The 20,171-nt window shown below is 46.4% G+C and carries 14 protein-coding genes; 7 read left to right on the top strand and 7 right to left on the bottom strand.

The window, feature by feature from the left end; genetic code table 11:
* Positions 1-55: 55 nt before the first annotated feature.
* On the top strand, positions 56-967 hold the full coding sequence (locus LS482_RS01305; RefSeq protein ID WP_233029934.1) for a PorP/SprF family type IX secretion system membrane protein: 912 nt from the start codon (positions 56-58) through the stop codon (positions 965-967).
* A gap of 30 nt (positions 968-997) precedes the next feature.
* Positions 998-2,923: an OmpA family protein gene (locus LS482_RS01300; RefSeq protein ID WP_233029933.1), complete on the top strand. Its 1,926-nt coding sequence runs from the start codon at positions 998-1,000 to the stop codon at positions 2,921-2,923.
* Between the two features lie 295 nt (positions 2,924-3,218).
* Here LS482_RS01300 and LS482_RS01295 read toward each other — a convergent pair whose 3' ends face one another.
* The 4 genes from LS482_RS01295 to LS482_RS01280 are packed head-to-tail and all read right to left on the bottom strand — an operon-like array spanning position 3,219 to position 10,149.
* Positions 3,219-4,691: an SLC13 family permease gene (locus LS482_RS01295; RefSeq protein WP_233029932.1), complete on the bottom strand. Its 1,473-nt coding sequence runs from the start codon at positions 4,689-4,691 to the stop codon at positions 3,219-3,221.
* Positions 4,688-5,455 carry an SGNH/GDSL hydrolase family protein gene (locus tag LS482_RS01290; RefSeq protein WP_233029931.1) on the bottom strand — a complete coding sequence of 256 codons (768 nt, stop codon included), beginning with the start codon at positions 5,453-5,455 and terminating at the stop codon, positions 4,688-4,690. Before LS482_RS01290 ends, LS482_RS01295 begins: the two co-directional genes overlap by 4 nt.
* Positions 5,456-5,467: 12 nt before the next feature.
* A complete protein-coding gene (locus tag LS482_RS01285) occupies positions 5,468-6,886 on the bottom strand; it encodes a SusD/RagB family nutrient-binding outer membrane lipoprotein (RefSeq protein ID WP_233029930.1) in 1,419 nt (472 codons plus the stop codon).
* Between the two features lie 11 nt (positions 6,887-6,897).
* Positions 6,898-10,149: a SusC/RagA family TonB-linked outer membrane protein gene (locus LS482_RS01280; protein WP_233029929.1), complete on the bottom strand. Its 3,252-nt coding sequence runs from the start codon at positions 10,147-10,149 to the stop codon at positions 6,898-6,900.
* A gap of 163 nt (positions 10,150-10,312) precedes the next feature.
* Here LS482_RS01280 and LS482_RS01275 point away from each other — a divergent pair, with 163 nt between their 5' ends.
* The 5 genes from LS482_RS01275 (at position 10,313) to LS482_RS01255 (ending at position 14,541) form a co-directional block, all read left to right on the top strand.
* Complete coding sequence (locus LS482_RS01275; protein ID WP_233029928.1) at positions 10,313-11,455, top strand: hypothetical protein; 1,143 nt, start codon at positions 10,313-10,315, stop codon at positions 11,453-11,455.
* A gap of 110 nt (positions 11,456-11,565) precedes the next feature.
* Positions 11,566-12,402: a helix-turn-helix domain-containing protein gene (locus LS482_RS01270; protein WP_233029927.1), complete on the top strand. Its 837-nt coding sequence runs from the start codon at positions 11,566-11,568 to the stop codon at positions 12,400-12,402.
* Positions 12,403-12,531: 129 nt separating this feature from the next.
* Entirely contained in the window at positions 12,532-14,034 is a 1,503-nt protein-coding gene (locus tag LS482_RS01265; RefSeq protein ID WP_233029926.1) for an aldehyde dehydrogenase family protein, read from the top strand.
* A gap of 63 nt (positions 14,035-14,097) precedes the next feature.
* Positions 14,098-14,241, top strand: coding sequence for a hypothetical protein (locus LS482_RS01260; RefSeq protein WP_233029925.1), 144 nt, complete (start codon positions 14,098-14,100; stop codon positions 14,239-14,241).
* Positions 14,242-14,361: 120 nt separating this feature from the next.
* Positions 14,362-14,541, top strand: a complete 180-nt coding sequence (locus LS482_RS01255; protein WP_233029924.1) for a pinensin family lanthipeptide — start codon at positions 14,362-14,364, stop codon at positions 14,539-14,541.
* A gap of 39 nt (positions 14,542-14,580) precedes the next feature.
* Here LS482_RS01255 and LS482_RS01250 read toward each other — a convergent pair whose 3' ends face one another.
* The 3 genes from LS482_RS01250 to LS482_RS01240 form a co-directional block, all read right to left on the bottom strand.
* Positions 14,581-16,518: a lanthionine synthetase LanC family protein gene (locus tag LS482_RS01250; RefSeq protein WP_233029923.1), complete on the bottom strand. Its 1,938-nt coding sequence runs from the start codon at positions 16,516-16,518 to the stop codon at positions 14,581-14,583.
* A 16-nt stretch (positions 16,519-16,534) separates the two neighbouring features.
* Positions 16,535-17,410, bottom strand: coding sequence for a thiopeptide-type bacteriocin biosynthesis protein (locus LS482_RS01245; protein WP_233029922.1), 876 nt, complete (start codon positions 17,408-17,410; stop codon positions 16,535-16,537).
* Between the two features lie 73 nt (positions 17,411-17,483).
* Positions 17,484-20,165 carry a lantibiotic dehydratase gene (locus tag LS482_RS01240; RefSeq protein ID WP_233029921.1) on the bottom strand — a complete coding sequence of 894 codons (2,682 nt, stop codon included), beginning with the start codon at positions 20,163-20,165 and terminating at the stop codon, positions 17,484-17,486.
* Between the last annotated feature and the right edge of the window lie 6 nt (positions 20,166-20,171).

Raw genomic sequence — 20,171 nt, 5'->3', positions numbered from 1 at the left:
GCATCGGATTTTAAAGGTTGGATTTAAAGTGAGAACTAAAAATACGAGGTATATTATGAAAAAGGCAGTATCGGTGCTCATCATATTTTGGTCACTGTCGGTTTTCGGACAGCAGGAACCGCAATACACACAGTATATGTACAATACTGTATCGGTGAACCCGGGATATGCGGGCACGCGGGGTGCAACCAGCCTGTTCGGCTTGCACCGTTCGCAATGGGTAGGTCTTGACGGAGCGCCGAGGACTACCCAGTTTTCGATCCATTCACCCATAAGCTACAGAGGGCACGGATTGGGACTATCTGTTGTGAGTGACAATATAGGGCCTTCACGGGACACTTATGTCAATGCCGGTTTTTCCTATCTGTTGCAGTTATCCCACAGGACCAGGCTCAACCTGGGGCTTATGGCAGGCGGTAGTTTCCTGGAGGTGGATTATAATAAACTGAATCTGGAAAATAACCAGGACCCCGACCTTACCGGAAAACTGAACAAATTTTCCCCCAATGTAGGAGTAGGGGCCTACCTGCATTCCGATAAATGGTATGTAGGTCTTTCAGTGCCCGCATTGCTCGAGACCAGGTTTTATGACGATGTAGAACAGTCGGTGGCACGCGAAAAGATGCATTTTTATCTGATCGGGGGCTATGTTTTTGACCTGGGGCCGTCGGTGAAATTCAAGCCTGCTACCCTGGTAAAGGCCGTCAACGGGGCGCCCCTTTCCGTAGACCTTTCAGCCAATTTTTTACTCCAGGAAAAGCTGACACTGGGAGCGGCCTACCGCTGGGATGCGGCGGTAAGTGCACTGGCCGGGTTTAACATTACGGAAAGCCTGTTTGTAGGATATGCTTACGACTGGGATACCAATGGCCTTGGGAATTACAACTCGGGAAGTCATGAGGTATTCCTGAGGTTCGAGTTTATTTCCTCTTCGCGTAACCGGATGCATTCGCCCAGGTTCTTTTAGATTAATTCAATATGAAAAACAGATATTAGGATGAAAAAATATGTACTCATCGGATTGTGCCTGATCATCGGAAGTATGTCCTTTTCCCAGGAAGTCAAAAAGAAAAGGGCAGACAGGAATTATGAGGATTTCGGATTTATAAAAGCAAGGGAGTTATATGAAAATCTGCTGGAAAAAGGACATGAATCCGGGGATGTTTACTGCAGGCTGGGAGATACCTATTATTACAATGCCCTGTACGGAGAGGCCCGGGAATATTACGAAAAAGCGCTTTCCTATGAAGGGGAAACGGACCCGGTTTACTACTACAGGTATGCCAAGTGCCTGGAAGCCGAAGGCGACTACAATAAGGCCCGGACAACCCTGGAAAAATTTTATAAATTGATCGGCCAGCCGGGAGCACCCGGATATTCCCTGTCCGAAGAATTGTTAGAAAACAAGCCCAATTCCGGGAGGTATAACGTTACCGATGCCGGGATTAACAGCGCGTATGCCGATTTCGGGCCCGCCTTCGGCAGGGAAGGGGAAGTGCTGTTCGCTTCCGCCAGGGATACGGGAATTTTTATGGACCGAACCCATAAATGGAATGAAAAACCCTTTTTAAAACTGTATGAGGCCCTGGTCAATAACAATGGTACCCTACGCGAACCCAAGCAGCTCAAGGGCGATGTCAATACAAAATACCACCAGAGTACGCCCGTAATTACCCGCGATGGCCAAACCATGTATTTTACGAGGAACAATTTTACTCCGGGGAACTACGGAAAGGATGAGGAGGGCACTAACCATTTAAAGATATACAGGGCAAAGTACGAAGACGGAAAATGGAAGGAAGTGGAAGACCTCACCATTAACGGAGAAGAATTCTCGACTGCACATCCGGCGCTCGGCCCTGATGACAAATACCTGTATTTTGCCTCCGACAGGCCCGGTAGTAAAGGAATGTCAGATATTTTCAGGACAGAAATCCTGGCTGATGGTGGTTTCGGACCTGTGGAGAACCTCGGGAAAACGGTAAATACGGTAGGGAGGGAGACTTTCCCCTTTGTGGCCGGCGACGGGACACTCTATATGGCCTCCGACGGGCACCCCGGGATGGGAGGACTGGATATCTTTGCGGTCATCACAGGACCTTTCGGCGAAAAACAGGTGATCAATGTGGGAGATCCCGTAAACTCCCGGGCCGATGATTTCGGGTATATTATAGACATAGAAAACCGGAAAGGGTATTTTTCATCCAATCGGAACGAAGAAACAGGGTTCGACAATATATACACCTTTGTGCAAAATACCCCGCTTTCCATAGATGCAGAACTGTGTGGCCACGTGAGGGATATCCATACCAAAGCACCCCTTGCCCGGACAAAAGTCACGCTATATGACGAAGACGGGGAGGCAAAAAAGGAATTTGAGACCGACGATGCCGGAAACTTCTGTATAAAAGTACTTGCCGGTAAAAACTACAATACCCGGTATGACAAGGACGGGTACCGCCCTCACGAAGAATTTGTCACTAAACTCGATGCAGGCGAAAAAAGGGAATTGCTTATTGAACTCGAACGCGAAGATATGATCCCTGGTGACGATCTCGCTCAAAAACTGGACCTGAATCCCATCTATTTTGATTTTGACAAGGACAACATCCGGAAAGATGCTGCTGTAGAACTGGCTAAGATCATCAAGGTCATGCAACAGTATCCCGGGATGGTTATAGAAGTACGGTCGCATACCGACAGCAGGGGCAGTGATAATTATAATATCCGGTTGTCCGACAGGAGAGCGAGGTCTACGGTAAAATACATTGTAGCACACGGAATATCTCCGGAACGGGTCAGTGGAAAAGGATATGGCGAAACCCAACTGGTTAACGAGTGCTCCAACGGCGTACCCTGTTCCAGGGAAAAACATCAGTTGAACCGAAGGAGCGAATTTATAATTGTCGAAATTCGGAATTAACCGGGAGGCTTGTCCGGATCGTTGTTTTTACCGTATACGTTGGATATTCAAAAATTTTATCACCCTTCCGTAGTTTTCAAACCAGGTGAGAGTTTTCCAATCTGTCGTAATAACAGAGAATGATTAAGGGGAATAACATTTAAAGATCCTCCCGTAATTAGCGCTCTGTGTAACTTTGTGCCTGCTTTGTAGACCCCTTTGTGGTAAAATAAAGCCCATGATGTGGAAAACCCAGGGACCACAAAGTTTTTCACCGGGGTCACAAAGTCAGGGGCTTTTAAAATTCGCATCCGTTTTAATCCGTTAAACCGGAAAAATCTTTAGGGTCGAAATCCCACAGCACAGGGAGTAATAAATAGACCACTAGGGTTAAAAACAGTATGGACAAGAGGTTCATCCATAAACCGGTTTTGATCATATCCGGGATTTTCAGATAACCCGATCCGAAAACCACGGCATTGGGAGGTGTTGCCACGGGCAGCATAAAGGCACAGGAAGCAGCCAGGGTGGTGGCAACCATGAGCATATACGGATTGATCTCCAGGGAAATGGCTACAGGGGCCAAAATGGGCAGTAACATGGCCGTAGTTGCTAAGTTGGAGGTTACTTCCGTAATAAAATTAACGGCAGCGACAACGATTAAAATAAGTGAAAACATGGATATACCATCCAACAACTTGACCTGGCTTCCGAACCAGGAAGCAAGTCCCGTAGCTTCAAAACCCGACGCCAGCGCCATTCCCCCTCCGAACAGCAGAATGATTCCCCAGGGCATCTGAACGGCTTCTTTCCAGGAGATAACCGGTTTATCTTTCTGGCCGGAAGGCAAAATGAAAAGCAATATCCCCGAGCTTATGGCTATGATAGTGTCGTCTATTTCCGGCATAAATCTCTGAAGGATAAAAGACCTTGTGATCCAGCAAAAGGCCGTGAGCATAAAAACCGTAAGTACTGTTTTTTCCTCTTTCTTCATAGGTCCGAGTTCCCGGATCAACCTGTTTATTTCTTCCCTGCCCCCGGGGAATTCCTTTTGTTTAAAATTAAAGGCAAACCTTGTGATGTAATACCAGGCAATGAACAGTAGAACGATTGATATGGGCAACCCGAACCTCGTCCAGTTCCAGAAGCTGATCTCTATATGATAGGTTTTTTCGATAAACCCGGCAAATACCAGGTTGGGCGGGGTCCCGATCAGGGTGGCTATGCCCCCGATGGAGGCGCTGTACGCTATGGCCAGCATCAATGCCTTTCCGAAAATCAGGTTTTCACGGGTTTCAGTCAGCGGATTGTCTTTGAGCTGTGAAACGATGGACATCCCTATGGGAAGCATCATCACAGACGTAGCTGTATTGGAGATCCACATGGATAAAAAGGCCGTGGCCACCATAAAGCCCAAAATTATCCTGGAAACGTTGGTCCCGATAATTCTGATGATATGCAGGGCGATCCGCTTGTGCAGGTTCCATTTTTCAATAGCTATGGCCAGCATAAACCCGCCCATGTACAAAAAAATGTATTTATGCCCGAAAGAAGCGGTGGTCGCGGAGATATCCATTGCTTTCGTCAACGGAAACAAAACGATCGGCAAAAGTGCGGTAACCCCGATAGGGATTACTTCCGTAATCCACCATATGGCCATCCAGACTGTAATGGACAACATATCATAAGCGCGTTCCGGCATTCCGTCGGGCGGATTGTCCAAAGACTGGAGCAGCAGGAAGACCAGGGGACCTGATAGAAGAAAAATGAGTTTCCGTACTGAGATCATTGCTGAATCAATTTATTGGGTTCGAAAATTGTTTCATCAACTAATTGTCTGAAAAACAGTCCGTCTTTATGGTGTACAAAGGAAAGGATGATCTTTTCCCCGTCACTGTCGGTGGCCGTCAACCTGTCAGGGATGTTTTTTACTGAATTCCCTGTCAATGCCCGGTATATGATCAGGGCTATCAGATAGGAGCCGTCGGAGGAAGGATGTTTATCGTCGAAATACAGCTTAAGGTCCGGGCGGAGCCTTCTGGCCTTCATAAAGACCTCCCCGACGGGTATTGCTTTTGTTCCTGAGGATGTTGCGAGGTTTTTATAACTGCTGGAAATGGTTTCCTGCAGGAGCGGGTTTGAAAGATAGGCCCAGGTTGTCATAAAATACGGTACGGCCCCGTTTTTTTCCACTTCCCGGACAAGTCGCTCCCCGTATTTCTTAAAACGGTCCGGGGCTTCGATAGTGCTCAGGCTATGGTCCTGAAGGATCACATAATCCCACTTTTCAGAGGTTAGCAGGTTTCTGGTCTGTGTATCTTTTTCTTCTTTAAAATGTTGTTTCCAGGTACTTCCGCTTACCGTAGACTGACGAACTTCCATCGGGAAATCTTCCAGTCTGGCCATGGCATTGACCATCTGCGGCATGTTCCAGAAAAATGTAAAACTGTTCCCGACGAAAAGGACCCTTGTTTTTTCACTCTTCTCATCCTGGGAAAAGGCATAAGCCTGTACTAACAATAGTGCACAAAGGAAACTTAAAATCTTTTTCATGAAATTTGAATATTATTCGTTAACAGGTGTAGGTTCAAAAAAGTCCGGAATGGGCGAAGGAATATTATCGTTACGGTCTATTTCGCTCTGGGGATATAAAAACCTGGCGGGTAACCGGTCTCCCCTGTTGGGTATAATGGGAACACGTACCCCGGCTTCGTTTAATGTCCTCCGGGTATCGTTGAAGGGCTCGATCTGTCCGAAAAGCGTAATGTAGCGTTCCTCCAGTATCTCCCTCAAAAGCGCATCATTCCGGGAAATACCATCCGGGTTTTCAATACCCCCGCTTTCAAAATCAGCTTCTGTATAAGGGGCATATAGCAATGCTTCCGGGTTGGCATCGGTCATATAACCGCCGTTATCCATAAACGAACGGAAAGTGTTTAAATGGTCCAGACCTGCACCAAATCCCTGGCTTCTGTAACCGGATTCGGCTAAAATAAGCAGGTTTTCTTCATAAGTAACCAAGGGGGAACCTGCCTGTTGGGCTGCAAAACCATCTTCGGTATTGGGTTGTATCCCGGTGCTGTTCTTTTCGAAATAATAATGAAAACGGGCGGTTTCGTCCGTTTTTGCATTTCCCCTGTAATTGGCCGGGTCTGGACTTTCGGGGGAGGGATCGACAAGACTGGCCATGAAATCCGACACCACCAGGTCTGCCTGTCGTACTTCCACGGCAAAGAACTGGTAATTCAGATTGGAATTATCGGCCGCAGTTCCGTGTGGGCCATACATGCTGTTGGCCGGTGTACTGATCCCTTGAAGTGCAGCATCATATGCCTCATCGTATGCTTTGGTATGCATAAAAAACCGGGCTTTCAGGGTGTAGGCGGCTTCCATCCAGGGCTGCGGATCGCCGTTGTAATAAATATCCGATCCCGAGACCGGTCTGCCCGTGGTTTCCGAAAGATCTGCAATAGCCCTGTCCAGCAAATCCTGTACATCCCGGTAAACAGCCTCCTGGGCTTCGAAGACAGGGTTTGTGATTTCTATGACCCCGGCTTCCTTCACCGGGATATTTCCGTATAAAGATGCCGTTGTGCCAATGATCTGTGCCTGTAACACCCGGGTAATCCCGATGGTCACGGGTCCCACGTTCTCTTCTGTAGCTGCCTGCTCGGTGATCAGGGCATTCCGGTAGGCATTGACATAAGCATCGTTCCAGAGTCCGTCGAAATCGCTGGTCGTGACGGCATATTGGGAATACCCTTGGTGCTGCCTGTCTATTCCGGTATATTGCCCGGCAAAAATTCCCGAACGCCTTGCCGCTTCTCCGCTTTGTAACAAAATATTACCTACTTCCGTGCCGGTAAGAATATTTTGATAGGAGCTTGTGGTCAGGTTGTTCGGATCGTCGTTAATGCCATCTACCAGGTCACTGCAACCGTACAGCAACATCAAGGTGGATATGGTGATAATAATACGTCTCATGATCGGTCTTTTTATAAATTGAGTGTTAAACTAAACAGGTATGATTTTGTGCTGGGGTTATTGAAATAATCAATCCCCCTGGCTACGCTCACTCCCGATAAATTGGTGTCCGGGTCATTTCCTTCGAAAGGGGCCCAGAGCAACAGGTTTCTGCCGGTAACGGAAAGATCGACGGATTCCAGGCCCGTAGTCCGTTTCAGCCAATCGGTATTAAGGGTGTAGGTAAGGCTGACTTCCCTCAACCGGGTCCAGGAGCCGTCTTCGATATAAAGCTCGTCATTTCCGCCGCTAAAATACCCTCCGTCCCCGTTGTACCAGCTTTCGGTCAGGGCAACCGGTCCGGCCCCGAAATCGTGAACGGTTCCCCTGAAAGTTTCACCTGCGGGGATAACATTGCCGTTAAATGCTACTAGATCCTGGGATGCCGTAGTTTCACGTGCCGTATCGTACCATGTTCCCAGGTCCCGCATCACCGATTTGGTACCGGCGTAGATATCGGCGCCCTGGTAGGTTTCGAGTAATACGGACAGGTTAAAGTTTTTATACCGGAAAGTGCTGGAGATGCTTCCCTGCCAGTCCGGGTTGGGGTCCCCGATAACGCCTTCCACCTGATCCTGTTCCGGAAAGCCGTTTTCATCAAAAACGATGGACCCGTCTTCATTTCTCAGGGTTCTCGATCCCCACAGAACCCCGAGGGGCTGCCCTTCCACGGCCCGGGAACTCACCGCAGCCAGTCCGCCCAGATCGATGGATTCTATACCGGCCAGGTCGGTCACCTCGTTTTTCACTTTCGTAAAATTTGCATTCATATCCCATGTAAAGCTATCGGAGTTGATGATACGATAGCCCAGGTCGAGTTCGTACCCCTTGTTCTGTATTTCTGCCCCGTTCCGGTATATGGACGCATATCCAGTGGAGTTTGCTATCGGGAACTGCAGCAGCACATCTTCCGTTTTGTTGTGAAAGTAGGTTGCACTTAATGTCAAACGGTGATCGATAAAACGCAGGTCGGTTCCGAACTCGATTTCTTTTTTCCGTTCCGGTCTCAGATCGGGATTTCCCCTGCTGGCACTGGGCACAAACCCTCCGTTGCCATAAAGGCCGAGGTTCAGGTCACCGCCGTGCTGGTCTCCGATACTCGGGGATACGTAAGTGTTTGTGGTATTGTACCGCGCCGGCTGCACACCTACTTCGCCATAGGAAACCCTTAGTTTACCGAAGGAAAATACCTTGTTTCCCTTCAGGAAATCCAGCTGGGAGAACTGCCATGCCAGGGAGGTAGACGGGAATAAAAAGGTGTTGTTGGCCTCATCGCCGAAGGTGGATGCCGATTCTACCCTTACCGTGCTGTTCAGGTATAACATATCGAAAGCCGATAGGGAAAGGGAGGAATAAACCCCTGCGGTACGTTCATGGCCTTCTGTTGCAGAAACAGCGGTGTTCTCCGGAAGTGCATTGTCAATATCCCTGATCCCGCTGGCCACATCGATAAACTGAATAAAATTGTCTGCTGTTGTTCCGTTGACCTCTCTCGATTTTGAATTGTAATTAAACCCTACCAGGAACTCCCCGCCGATAGTTTCGTTAAAATTAAAATTGGTTTTGGCGATATAGTCCATATTAAAAATGGTATTCGTAGCCAGTTCCTTTTTAATAAAGCCCGAACGGTACGATCCGGAAGCCGATCCCGGGGTGTAAAATTCATTCCTTGCTTCACTGTAGTGGTCAATTCCCGCTCTTGCAATAAGGGTGAGCCATGAGGATGGGGTGGCCATGAGCTCAAAGTTGGAGATAAACCGGTTTACCCGGGCCTCGTCTTCCTGTTCATTAATGGTCCACAGGGGATTGTTATATGTGGGAGTGCCATCGGCTCCCAGGGGTTCCCGGTATGAGCGGTGCCTGTTCGGTACTGCTGCGGCATCGGCCGAGGGGAAATACTCGCCCCTGTATCCGGAAATGTCAAAATCGGCCGGGTTTCTCAGAAGCCCGAGATAAAGCCCCGAGGAGTTGGCTCCTTTGCCAATCCTGCCGGAAGCGGTCCTGGAATAACTCGAACTGAGTTTTAAATGAATGGCATCCGACAACTGGTGCCTAGCATTGAACCTCACCGTTGACCTCCTGTAATCGGAATTGTTCTTAACGATCCCCTTCTGGTCCAGGTCGCTCAAGCTAAAGAAGATGGAACTCTTCTGATTGCCGCCGCTGATGCTCAGATTATTTTCAAAAAAATGACCGTTGCCGAATACCTGGTCAAAATTGGAATCGTTGTATATGGCTTTGGAATTCTTGGTCAATACGGGATAATATGTCCTTCCGTTCTGGTCTACATAGTATTCCCCGGATGTATCGAAAACATCTTCTCCGCCGGCCCTGTCTGAGATCCGGTCTCCCCACGAATCTCTTGCCCGCTGGTCGTAAACACCGTTGTCCCCTTGTCCGTACTTTGTTTGTACCGGGTACTTCTTGTTGATCCTGTCCAGGGAGTAAGTGGATTTCAGGTTTACCGATAACTTATTGTTGAATTTACCGCTTTTCGTAGTGATGTTTATCACCCCGCCCAGGGCCCGGGTGCCCCACAAGGCTGCTGCCGAAGCCCCTTTTAAAACGGAAATACTTTCAATATCGTTGGGGTTGATATCGTTTAAGCGGGATTCCTGGTTGACTCCCCCGGAGGAACTGTTTCCCCTGACATCGTTACTGATAGGCACGCCGTCGACGATGATCAGGGGCTGGCTGTTTCTTGTAATGGAGGAGAGCCCCCTGATCTGGATATAGGCCCCGGCCCCGGGATCGCCCGAGTTCCTGGAAATACGCACGCCGGAGGATTTTCCCGAGAGTGAATTTAAAACGGTACTCTCTCCCGAATTGCTTACAGCATCCCCGTCGACCGTTGAGCTGGCATAGCCCAGATCGTCCTTTTTTTCCCTGAACCCCAAAGATGTAACCACAACTTCGTCCAGGGTCTCTACCGCTTCCTGCATAACCACATCGATCGTAGTCCTGTCGTTTACCCGTATCGATTGCCGTTGAAAGCCTATGTAGCTGTAATTTAAAACGGGGTCCGGGGTTTCGGGCGTAATCGAATATTCTCCGTCAAAGTTGGAAACCGTACCGTTTGAAGTACCGGCTTCGACTATAGCTACACCAGCAAGCGGAGCCCCGTGGGTATCTTTGATGATCCCGGAGACACCGGTCTGTGCCAGGATCATTTGCGTGGTGAGAATCGTGAGCATCACAATTCCTTTCTTAAACTCAGGTCTCATTTCAGTTGGTTTTTAAAGTTCTTTTCATACATTTATAAACCTGAACAGTAAAATCACTAAATAGTTATTTTTCAGGCTTTATTTTTAACAATTATACAACGATTAGGTTGAAAAATTGATACTTTAATAAATTTTATCGATTTTTATCGATTTTTATTGCAAAATGAACAACCAAAACGAGTTACACCGGACATTTATTTCCAGACTTGAAATCCGCTACGGAAAATTTAACAGCGAAAACAACAGGTTTGCGTCTACAAGCAATTCCAAGATCGCCCGGGACCTGTTTTACAGTGATTCCCAGTTTTCGAGATTGATAAATAATACGGCTTCGGAAGGAGAACTGGTAAGGGCGGTGGATAATATACAGCGGTTGCTGGAGGTCCATACCCTGGAAAAAGAGGTAGAAAAGTACAAAAGCACTCAGTATCGCAAAAGACCAGGTAAAATCTGGTGGATAGTACTCGTTTTTCTGATGATCCTGACAGGGATACTCGGGTATCTGCTCCTGACTTCCGGTGAAAAGGGGCCTGCTGCGGCCGGTACGGACCATTCCAGGTATGAAATGCTGAAATGGAGCTTTGAAAACAACTACATCAGGCCATATATCACCTTAAAGGAACTTCCGGATGACTGTTATTTCCCCTGCTATAAATACCAGGGAAAGTGGACCCTTAAAAAAGAATATAAAATCCCGTTTTTCAGGGAACGAAACGGGTTTCATTACGTGGCCAAACAAGCTGTGATGTATGCTACCTGCGGTGATAAAAACGCGACAAACGGGGAAAAGTTTGAGGGATACGAATACCAGAAACATGAGATCTGGTACGATAAAAGGGAATTTCCGATCGATTCGTTTCTAGTCAAAGGGTCCTTATCCGAAGTCAGGCCTTCCTATAACAAGGCTGCCCTGGAAGATAATTCCAATTTCGTCAAAGTAGCGTATGTACATACCTTTTTTAAAACCGAATTTGAAATAGATTCTTTGGATATACAGCGAACCGGAAAAACTATCGGGCGCGATATTGAGCTGATTGACGATGGTGAATTAATGGAGAAACTCAGTTCCGCTAAACTCATGGAAGAATTGAAAAGTGAGGTCAATGCTATCGCAAGAAACCGGTTGGAAGATTTCTCAAAGCCCATAAAATGTAATCCTATCCGGGCTCCCAAAGAAGATTTTAACATGATCGAAGAAGGTGACAGGCTCAGCTTTGACTGTCAATTCAGTACAGGGCGGTTTCTGGTAAACTACAACAAGGTCTACGTGCTGGACGACCAATACATTAACAATTATTGCCGGTAGAACCCCCCGGCATTTTCCCGGTGCACAACGTTGTATGCAAAATGAAAGGAAGCAGTTTGATTTTTTCGCATTAGTTTTGCCTGTCCTGTTAAACGAGAATATTGAGTCTGATGCTAATAGAAAATATACCAGAGCTGTTTATTGACGACCCCAGGAAAGATTACGACATTTTTGTTCATGATTTTAAGATGACCACAGATGTTGTAAAAAGTAAAGTGAACCTGAGAATGAATATGTTCAGTTTTTTACAGGTTGGAAAGAAACAGGTTCACTTTGGGGGAACCTCGGTAGCCGTGAATAAAGAGCAGTCCTTACTGATAAAAAAAGGAAACTGTCTCTGGACGGAATTGTTAGATACCGAAAACATCTATTACTGCAAATTGTTGTTCTTTTCGGAAAAGATACTTAAGGAGTTTCTGAAAAAACACATCACCAAACCGGCCGTACATAAAAAGGAAGCCCCGTTTTTTATTATTGAAAACGATCACTATATCACATCATATTTGAATTCCCTTTCAACAATGGACGATAATCCTTCGCTGTTTTCCGATAATTTTCTTTCCGTAAAATTCGAAGAGATAGCGCTTTACCTCATCAGTAAATATGGCAACAGCTTTAAATCGTATTTGCAATCACTGGTAGTGGAGGAAACTTCTCCGTTCAGGGAAATTGTGGAACGCAATATTTATTCCAATCTCAGACTGGAAGAAATAGCGTTTTTATGCAATATGAGCCTGTCTACCTTTAAGCGCCATTTTATAAACGAATACAAGTCCTCTCCCGGTAAATGGTTGCAGGAAAAACGCCTGCAGAAGGCAAAAACACTCTTGGAACAAGGCAACCTGAAGGCATCGGACATCTATTGGGAGATGGGGTATAACAACCTGTCTAACTTCAGTACGGCATTTAAAAACAGGTTCGGGTTTAGTCCGAAGGATATTTCTTAATGATCTTCTGCCTGAAATACATCTTTTTTCAAACTGACCTTTTTTCATAATTAACTGGCTCTTTTTGATAAGCCCGGAACAAGGCTGCTGGCCTACATTTGTCATAAGTTTAATTAAAAAGAAATAATTATGGCGAATGTAACCCAACCCCGTTTTAAGGAAAAATACGGGAATTTTATCAACGGTGAATTTGTAGCCCCGGTAAAGGGAGAATATTTTGATAATGTGTCTCCTGTAGACGGTAAAGTATTTACCAAAGCCGCCAGGTCAACAGAAGAAGATGTCAACCTTGCTTTGGATGCTGCACATCAGGCGTTCTCGGAGTGGAGTACAACGTCTGCTACGGAACGGAGTAATATGTTGTTGCGGATTGCCCAGGTTATGGAAGACAACTTTGAATATCTGGCTTCTCTGGAAACTATAGACAATGGTAAACCGATCCGTGAAGCCAGGGCGGCAGATATTCCCTACTGTATTGATCACTTCCGGTACTTTGCCGGGGTTATCCGTGCCGACGAAGGAAGTATTTCTGAGCACGACAAGGATACCGTAAGTATCGTATTGCACGAACCCATCGGCGTAGTGGGCGAAATTATTCCCTGGAACTTCCCCATGTTAATGCTGGCCTGGAAAATAGCCCCGGCATTGGCGGCAGGTTGTACGGCAGTGGTTAAACCGGCGGAACAAACCCCGACCAGTGTTATGTGCCTGATGGAACTTATAGGTGATATTCTGCCCAAGGGTGTCCTGAATATCGTGACCGGTTTCGGTAAAGAAGCGGGAGAGGCCCTGGCTACTTCTGAACGCGTTGCCAAACTATCGTTTACCGGGTCTACCGAAACCGGGCGCAAAGTGCTGCACAATGCCGCGGAAAATGTTATCCCGGTTACCATGGAACTGGGCGGGAAATCCCCCAACATTTTCTTCCCGTCGGTAGCAGCTAAGGACGATGAATTTTTTGATAAGGCCGTCGAAGGTGCTTTGATGTTTGCACTTAACCAGGGGGAGATTTGTACTTCTCCGTCACGTATCCTTGTGCATGAAGACATTGCCGATGTTTTTGTCGAAAGGATGCAGGAGCGTCTGAAACAGGTAAAGACCGGCCATCCGTTAGATCCCGAAACCATGATCGGTTCTCAGGTCTCAAAAGCCCAATTCGATAAGATCCTGAATTATATCAATATCGGTAAGGAAGAAGGAGCTACTGTCCTGGCCGGCGGGGAACCCGGAAATTACGAGGGAGAACTCTCTGAAGGATACTACATTCAGCCAACAGTTTTAAAGGGAGACAATAATATGCGTGTTTTCCAGGAAGAAATTTTTGGTCCGGTAGTTTCCCTGACAACTTTTAGCACTACTGAAGAAGCTATTGCTATTGCCAATGATACTACCTACGGTTTGGGTGCCGGTGTATGGAGCAGGGACGCACACGAATTATACCAGGTGCCAAGAGCTGTACAGGCCGGTAGGGTATGGGTAAACCAATATCATACGTATCCTGCCCATGCCCCGTTTGGCGGTGTCAAAGAATCAGGGTTCGGCCGTGAAAACCACAAAATAGCCCTGGATCACTACCGTGTGGTAAAAAATATGCTTATTTCTTATGACAAAGCCCCGGTAGGCTTGTTCTAGTTTGTTTTAAGACTGCGTACAACCCCGGACATTTTCCCGGGGTTTGTTTTTTGGTTAAAGTTGATGGAGAAGATCAGGCCGGATGTAACGATGATAAACAAACCTGTGGAGTTCCTGATGGTGGTAGCAGTGTTGCGTACCGGTTTTCAAAGCGGGGCCAAATATTTCATGGTAGCCCGGAAACCATCCGTTTCCAAAGTTATTTAACAAAATAATCCCGGGTAATATTTGCGACATAGTTGCAAATGTATTATTTTAGTTCCGTTGCAACCGGGGATAAGCCGAAAACCCGTAAAACAGTAGGCGTAACCTTTTAAAAATTAAGCCATGAAAAATCATGCAGAAAATGCTAAATTAAAGCTCGAAGACCTACAATTGGAAAGTTTTGTAACCAGTATTGACAGTGAAGTTGCTTCCCGTTTAGCAGGTGGATTGGGTAACCTTTCTCACCCTACGCATACAGAACCTACCGATCAGGAGCATGTATGTACAGGAGTTCAGTGTTAATCTCCATTTACGAAGAGGCCGGTTCAAAGGCCTCTTCCCTTATTCCTTTTCCTTCACGATCCCTGCCTTTATCATTTCCGTAAGCTGTTTTAGAACGAGTTCCTTTAACTCCAGTATTTTATCCGGGGTTTTTACCTGTTGAGAAAAATGTCGGAGAAGTATATTGTCAGTGAGGTCGTCCACCGTATAATATTGTTTATCCAAATAAGATACCAGCAGGGTATGAAACCTGCCGAGAAAGGTTTTATGAATACCGTTTTCATCTGGTAGCAGCAATATGGCTTCGTGCCCGGGCTCTGCCCCGGTTATTGTTCTCAGTTCCGGGGTAAGGTGATATACATGTACATGACCTGAAAGTGTAAACGGTATTTTAAGGAGGGCTACAGGAGGCCAGTCGGATAGCTTTTCTGCACAGGATTGGTGGTGTTTCCTTTTGATATGGTAACACAGGTATCCTTTGTGCGATTTCCATAAGGCGGTCAACCGGTGTTCATAGCGGAATGTTTCCCGTAATACCCCGGGAGTGTCCGGCATGGTTTCGATATATTGTTTTACCTCGTGTTCAAATGCAGAAATATCTTCAGCCCGGGAGTTTTCCATAAATTTCCCGTAACCGGTGTTTAGGATACGGATGGTTTCCGGATAGTATTTTTTGAAAATATGTGAAATCACAGCGGTTTTGGAATAACCATCAAGTGTTTTCTTGTTATCGGGTTCGGGTAAGCGGGGTGCGCATACACTGTCCATGTCGCGGTTCAGTATATGTAAAATACCATATCCTACACCGGCTTTTCCTGATAGCAGGCCACAGTCATTCCGGTTGTCAGGAACATGGGGGTTATACGCGTGGTGTTGGGAATACAGTAGTTTTGCATTATCGGCAATGGCAGTTAACTGACGGAAATTATAGACCTCGGAGTAATTCATAAACCGCGATAGAAAGGGAATATGTCCCGCGTATCCGCTGCATAGTGTAAAATCCTGCCGGTCATTTTCTTGCAGGTGGACAAGACAGGATTGCATAATTGTTTTACACTGTTCCAGGTACATGGGGTTTCCGGTTATTTCATAAGCATATAGTCTTGAAATTCCAATACCTGAAGCGCCATGGGCCCAGGAATTTACATGAAGCATGCTTGGTATAAACTGTTCCAGGTCCCACCGGTATGCTTTTTCAAAGCTCAAACGGTAGGGGCCCATACGCAGGTCCAGCCAGTTTCCCGATTCCGGGTAAAAGTATTGCATCTCGTAGGCTAAAGCCTGTTCCGCGAGATACAGGAGCCCGTCATTTTTAAAGTAATTTCCTACCTGTAACAGCACATAAGCAATTCCCGAGGCCCCGTGTGAAAAACCGGCCATACTGTCATAAGACGATTTAGCCCGGGAATAATCCCATTTTAATCCTGTTTTCGAAATGCGGAGTTCTGCGATAAACCTACGGATCAATTGGCGGATAATCCCCAGTACCGCATTATTTCCGCTGTAATGAAACAGGAGGGTCATCACAAACAGGTTTCCTGCATAACCACTTAAGAGATCGGCCTTTACAGGTTGTTCGGCGATGTCCCGCGCATGGTCCAGGGCGAGGTGCAGTGCCTGGGTCAGGTAATTATTTTCTCCCGTGGTCTCATAGATTTTTAGCAATGTGTAAATTACCCCCGTAAAACCAGTGTAAAAACTAAAATATTTTGGTTTCTGTTCTTTGCTATCCAGTATAAACCGGATGATCTTTTTGGCAGTTTCCAGATTTTCTTTATGGCCTTCGTACTTGTAGAGTTCCAAAAAGAAAAGCGCTATTCCGCTATTGCCGTTAAAGATATCCAAAGACAATTCCGTAGTGGTCCCGGAACCGTCTTTTTGATATACGGGCGTTTCCCAATAAAGCGTTCCTTCTTTGCTTATGGCTTGTGACAGTATATCCGTTTTGATCTGGTGCAATTGCCTGCTGAGTTTTCTCTTTTCTTCTTCGGTTAGCATGGTTGAAAATAATGGGTTAAGCGAAGATTTGATTTTTGTGGATGAACAACAGGCATTGTTGCGTACAATACATGCCGTAGGCTTCTTCGTAATTGGAAATTCCGAGGCGGTTATTGCCTATATGGATCATACTGCTTACTACCGAGTTCATTTTGTCGTCCGTAAAACCGATACTTTCATAAGCCCTGAAAATTTCGGTATTGGCCTGCAGGAAGGTAAGGGAGCGTTGATCAGCCGTACCCTGCATAAGTTCTTTCCAGAATATTTTAGAAGCAGGTAATATGTGTTCGGAGTGACGGCGGAAAGATTCACGAAACAGATCCAGCCATTGTTTTTTCTGTGCTGTTTTCGCTTTGGAATTGTCGTATAGCCGGGGGAGCCATCCTTCTATAAACGAAGTACAGACTTCGTTTAGCCCGGCAATATCCCATTGTGTGGCACATAGTACGATAAGATGCATCCTGAGAGATTCGATAAGCATCGGGGCCTTTGAAGCTTGGGCCAGCCATTCCAGTACAAATGCCGATGATTGGAAAAACTGGTGTTCTGCGCGGGGAAGGCTTTGAAGGTTGCCGTACCGATCGGTTTCAGGAATATATTGCACAAATTTTACGGTCGGGGCAGGCGCCGGTGAACCGGCCGGGTATTCCTTAAAAAAGGAGGCAGCCCGTAACAGAAGTTCGTCCCGGATCAGCGCTTCTTTATCCGGGGTTGCGTTTAACCTCAGCCGGATGTGACTGCCCTCTTCCCAGTACCGGATAAAAAAATAGGGGGTAGGCTGTTGTAGTTTTGGATAGATCCTGCGGAGGAGCGGCCGGACAAGATGCAATAATACGTTATCCAGGTCACCGGGATAAAAAATATGGGCAGCAAGCCAGTTGTGGTGTTTCATGTGTAAATAATTTGGTTTATTAGACTTATGATCTGATCGCTGAATCTTACGTTTTACATTCTGTGGTCTTAAGTCAGTATTTATACCATTGTATCAGATATTCTTTTACCCGGACATCCGGATCGGGATGGCTGACCGGCAATTCCGGGAGGACTTCTTCAAAGGAAATATGGGGATCTGCCCTGGAGATCAGGCGTTTAAAAAAACCTACAAGTACCGGTTGTACGAAAGAAATATACTGGGGTTTATAATCGTCAGTTATGCTGGTTTTTACGGAGGTATTTTTACGTGACGGTTGATTGGCATTTACAGGCCTTTTCCGGAGAAAGAGAAAAACCTGTTCCGGAATACTGTGAGATTGCCGCCAGGTATTTAATCGCATGTAATAGGCAAAATCCGTTTCCTCCTGTTCCTGTTGCGGGACAGCGGAGCGTTTTATATTCCAGGTCTTTCGTCTTATAATCACATTTTTCTCATAAGTAATACGGGGCAGTACATAACAGTCACGGTCTTTATCCTGACGGATATATATAGTATCTACCAGCCGTACCAGGGATTTCGGGGAAAGTCTGGCATCCGGGTTAAAATGTGCCATCATCTGGTACAGCTTAGACCGGTTATAAAAGGATTCGAGGCACAGGTCATAGGTAAAGACCTGTTTTCCGTCCTTTACCAGTTTCAGAAACCCGGTATCCGGGTCATAACGGACATGCAGGTCGTTTACCTGTATTTGTTGATTCGGGGGATAAATGTTGTTTCCCCCGGGGAGTGCAACTTCACGATGAAGCAAAGGCGGGTGTATGTTGGCATTAAAGCTGGATGCATCATTGAGTTCCGCCTTAACGATCCCGGGATAGAGCTGGTTGTTGTAATCCACGAAATCCGAGGTAACCTCTTTGTCAAAAAGGGACAAAAACCGGCCGCTTACCTTTCCCATGCCGGGAAGTACGGTGTTAATGACCCCGGAAAGATCGCCATTGCCCCCGTTCTCGTCGGTATGGAATTGTACGAATATCCCCCTGGAATACCGGGGTTCGAACGGAGGTGATGTTTCCGGTACGGGAAGGTTGTCGAAAAGATTTTTTGTCAGGTCCAGTACTTCAGGTTGGTGTTGTGCGGTGCGGGCTATTCTTTCGGACAGTTCTTTTTCCCACGGCGTTTTATCCTTTTTTTTAAGGGGGGCCTTTTCCGCCTGTTCCTTTTCGGGTTTTTTTACAAGAAGGTAGTAGTCCTTATAAAAATCTATAATATTTACGGTGGCTTCCCTGTTGTAGTGGCGGGTAAAGAAAGAAGCCATTTTTATACGTTCGTCTCGCATAAGGTCCAGGGGAAGCAAATGATTCAGGAAAGCATCCGTTTTTGCAATAAACTTTCGGACCTGTTTTTGAGAAAGGGTTTCTTTTTCCGGGGTATGGCAATCTTCGTAAAACAGTTGCTTCTGGGAAAAGCGGTAAGAGGAAAATCCGGCTTTTTCAAAACTACTGCCCGGGTCTTGTACCGGCTTTTTTTCCGAAGAATATATACCGCCCTCTTTTTCCAGTTTTTCAAATGTTTCGTTAGTCAGGGTTTCCGCGGTTTTTAACAAGGTGCGGCGAGTGGCCGTATCTGCTTGCGCATATGTCATACAGCACTCCTGTAGTTTTTCAAAAAGATTTTTCAGTGTTTTGACAGAGGGGGAATGGCTCCCTGTTTTTTCCAGGAAATCCATGGTTTTTGTATGCCACTCCGGATCAATTCCCGAAATCCCTGTCCCTGCCTGCAAAAGCCCTGCGCTTACCAGTTTAAACAGGTAAGCCTTAATATCCGGGCGACCGGCGTTTTCCACGATTTCCGTAAGCTGGTCTGCCAGCGTTTGCAGTGAAAGGGGCGTTTCAGATTTTTGTACATAGTTTACGATAACCATCGGTAGCCCGGCCGCTGGAATTTGCTGAAAGGATTCAATATTGTTGAAATTCACCAGGAACCGGATTTTGTCATCCCTTACGGTAACGGTTTCATTGCATTTTATCAGTAACAATTCATTGAGTTCCGGATGATGCAGCAGCATGGAATTCAAATATGCGAAGAGGTGATTGTTAAGGTGCAGGCTGCTTTTCACGTTTTTGGGATCCGGTTGCGTGCGGTCTTCATTTTTGTCCGATAGCTGCATAACACCGGTATGTGTAAATGTGCTGAACGGGGAAGTTTTAAAACAACTCCGGGTAAGGTAGCGCAGGAGGCTGAATTCTACCCGGAACTCTTTCTGGCGAAATGTAGTGGGGGCTTTCCGGAGATACCTCGGAAGCTGTTCCATCAAAACGGGACTGGATAGTAAAAGCCCGTGCTGTAAAACCGGGTGCTTGGCGAGTTCCTGAATTTTTCTCCGGTCCTGTTCCAGTTGTTGCCTGTAATTTACGCTACCGTCAGTGTCGAAGGTTTTTAATTTGTCCAGCAATTCCAGGTAGTCTCTGAGTGCTGTCCAAAGTGCGGCGGGGATAACCGGTTTCAGGCGGAGCAATTTTTGTTCCGGTATTTTCCGGTCATTGAATATCCGGCGTTTCAGGTCGATGAGCAGTTGCCTGTTGGTATCGTCCGTTTCGGCGACACATTGGTACAGCCCGTCACAGAGTGCATCTTTTTGGTATTGCCTGATTTTGTGAAGGTCCAGGTATTGTTCCAGCATAGAAGCTGTGTTTTTAAGGGTAAAGGATTCGAAATCCCGGTAATCCATACCCGCATACCTTACCAGGGAGTGGGGAAATATACGAATGCTCATAAGCAG

This window comes from Sinomicrobium kalidii (assembly GCF_021183825.1).
In the GTDB taxonomy this organism is placed as follows: Bacteria; Bacteroidota; Bacteroidia; order Flavobacteriales; family Flavobacteriaceae; genus Sinomicrobium; species Sinomicrobium kalidii.
Note: the sequence above shows the minus strand (reverse complement) of the source record. Positions and strands in the feature narration are given on the sequence as shown.

What these genes read in the sequence shown, in the direction of transcription:
- LS482_RS01305 (WP_233029934.1), top strand. Translation starts at nt 56, where the DNA reads ATGAAAAAGGCAGTATCGGTGCTCATCATATTTTGGTCACTGTCGGTT.
- LS482_RS01300 (WP_233029933.1), top strand. Translation starts at nt 998, where the DNA reads ATGAAAAAATATGTACTCATCGGATTGTGCCTGATCATCGGAAGTATG.
- LS482_RS01295 (WP_233029932.1), bottom strand. Translation starts at nt 4,691, where the DNA reads ATGATCTCAGTACGGAAACTCATTTTTCTTCTATCAGGTCCCCTGGTC.
- LS482_RS01290 (WP_233029931.1), bottom strand. Translation starts at nt 5,455, where the DNA reads ATGAAAAAGATTTTAAGTTTCCTTTGTGCACTATTGTTAGTACAGGCT.
- LS482_RS01285 (WP_233029930.1), bottom strand. Translation starts at nt 6,886, where the DNA reads ATGAGACGTATTATTATCACCATATCCACCTTGATGTTGCTGTACGGT.
- LS482_RS01280 (WP_233029929.1), bottom strand. Translation starts at nt 10,149, where the DNA reads ATGAGACCTGAGTTTAAGAAAGGAATTGTGATGCTCACGATTCTCACC.
- LS482_RS01275 (WP_233029928.1), top strand. Translation starts at nt 10,313, where the DNA reads ATGAACAACCAAAACGAGTTACACCGGACATTTATTTCCAGACTTGAA.
- LS482_RS01270 (WP_233029927.1), top strand. Translation starts at nt 11,566, where the DNA reads ATGCTAATAGAAAATATACCAGAGCTGTTTATTGACGACCCCAGGAAA.
- LS482_RS01265 (WP_233029926.1), top strand. Translation starts at nt 12,532, where the DNA reads ATGGCGAATGTAACCCAACCCCGTTTTAAGGAAAAATACGGGAATTTT.
- LS482_RS01260 (WP_233029925.1), top strand. Translation starts at nt 14,098, where the DNA reads ATGGAGAAGATCAGGCCGGATGTAACGATGATAAACAAACCTGTGGAG.
- LS482_RS01255 (WP_233029924.1), top strand. Translation starts at nt 14,362, where the DNA reads ATGAAAAATCATGCAGAAAATGCTAAATTAAAGCTCGAAGACCTACAA.
- LS482_RS01250 (WP_233029923.1), bottom strand. Translation starts at nt 16,518, where the DNA reads ATGCTAACCGAAGAAGAAAAGAGAAAACTCAGCAGGCAATTGCACCAG.
- LS482_RS01245 (WP_233029922.1), bottom strand. Translation starts at nt 17,410, where the DNA reads ATGAAACACCACAACTGGCTTGCTGCCCATATTTTTTATCCCGGTGAC.
- LS482_RS01240 (WP_233029921.1), bottom strand. Translation starts at nt 20,165, where the DNA reads ATGAGCATTCGTATATTTCCCCACTCCCTGGTAAGGTATGCGGGTATG.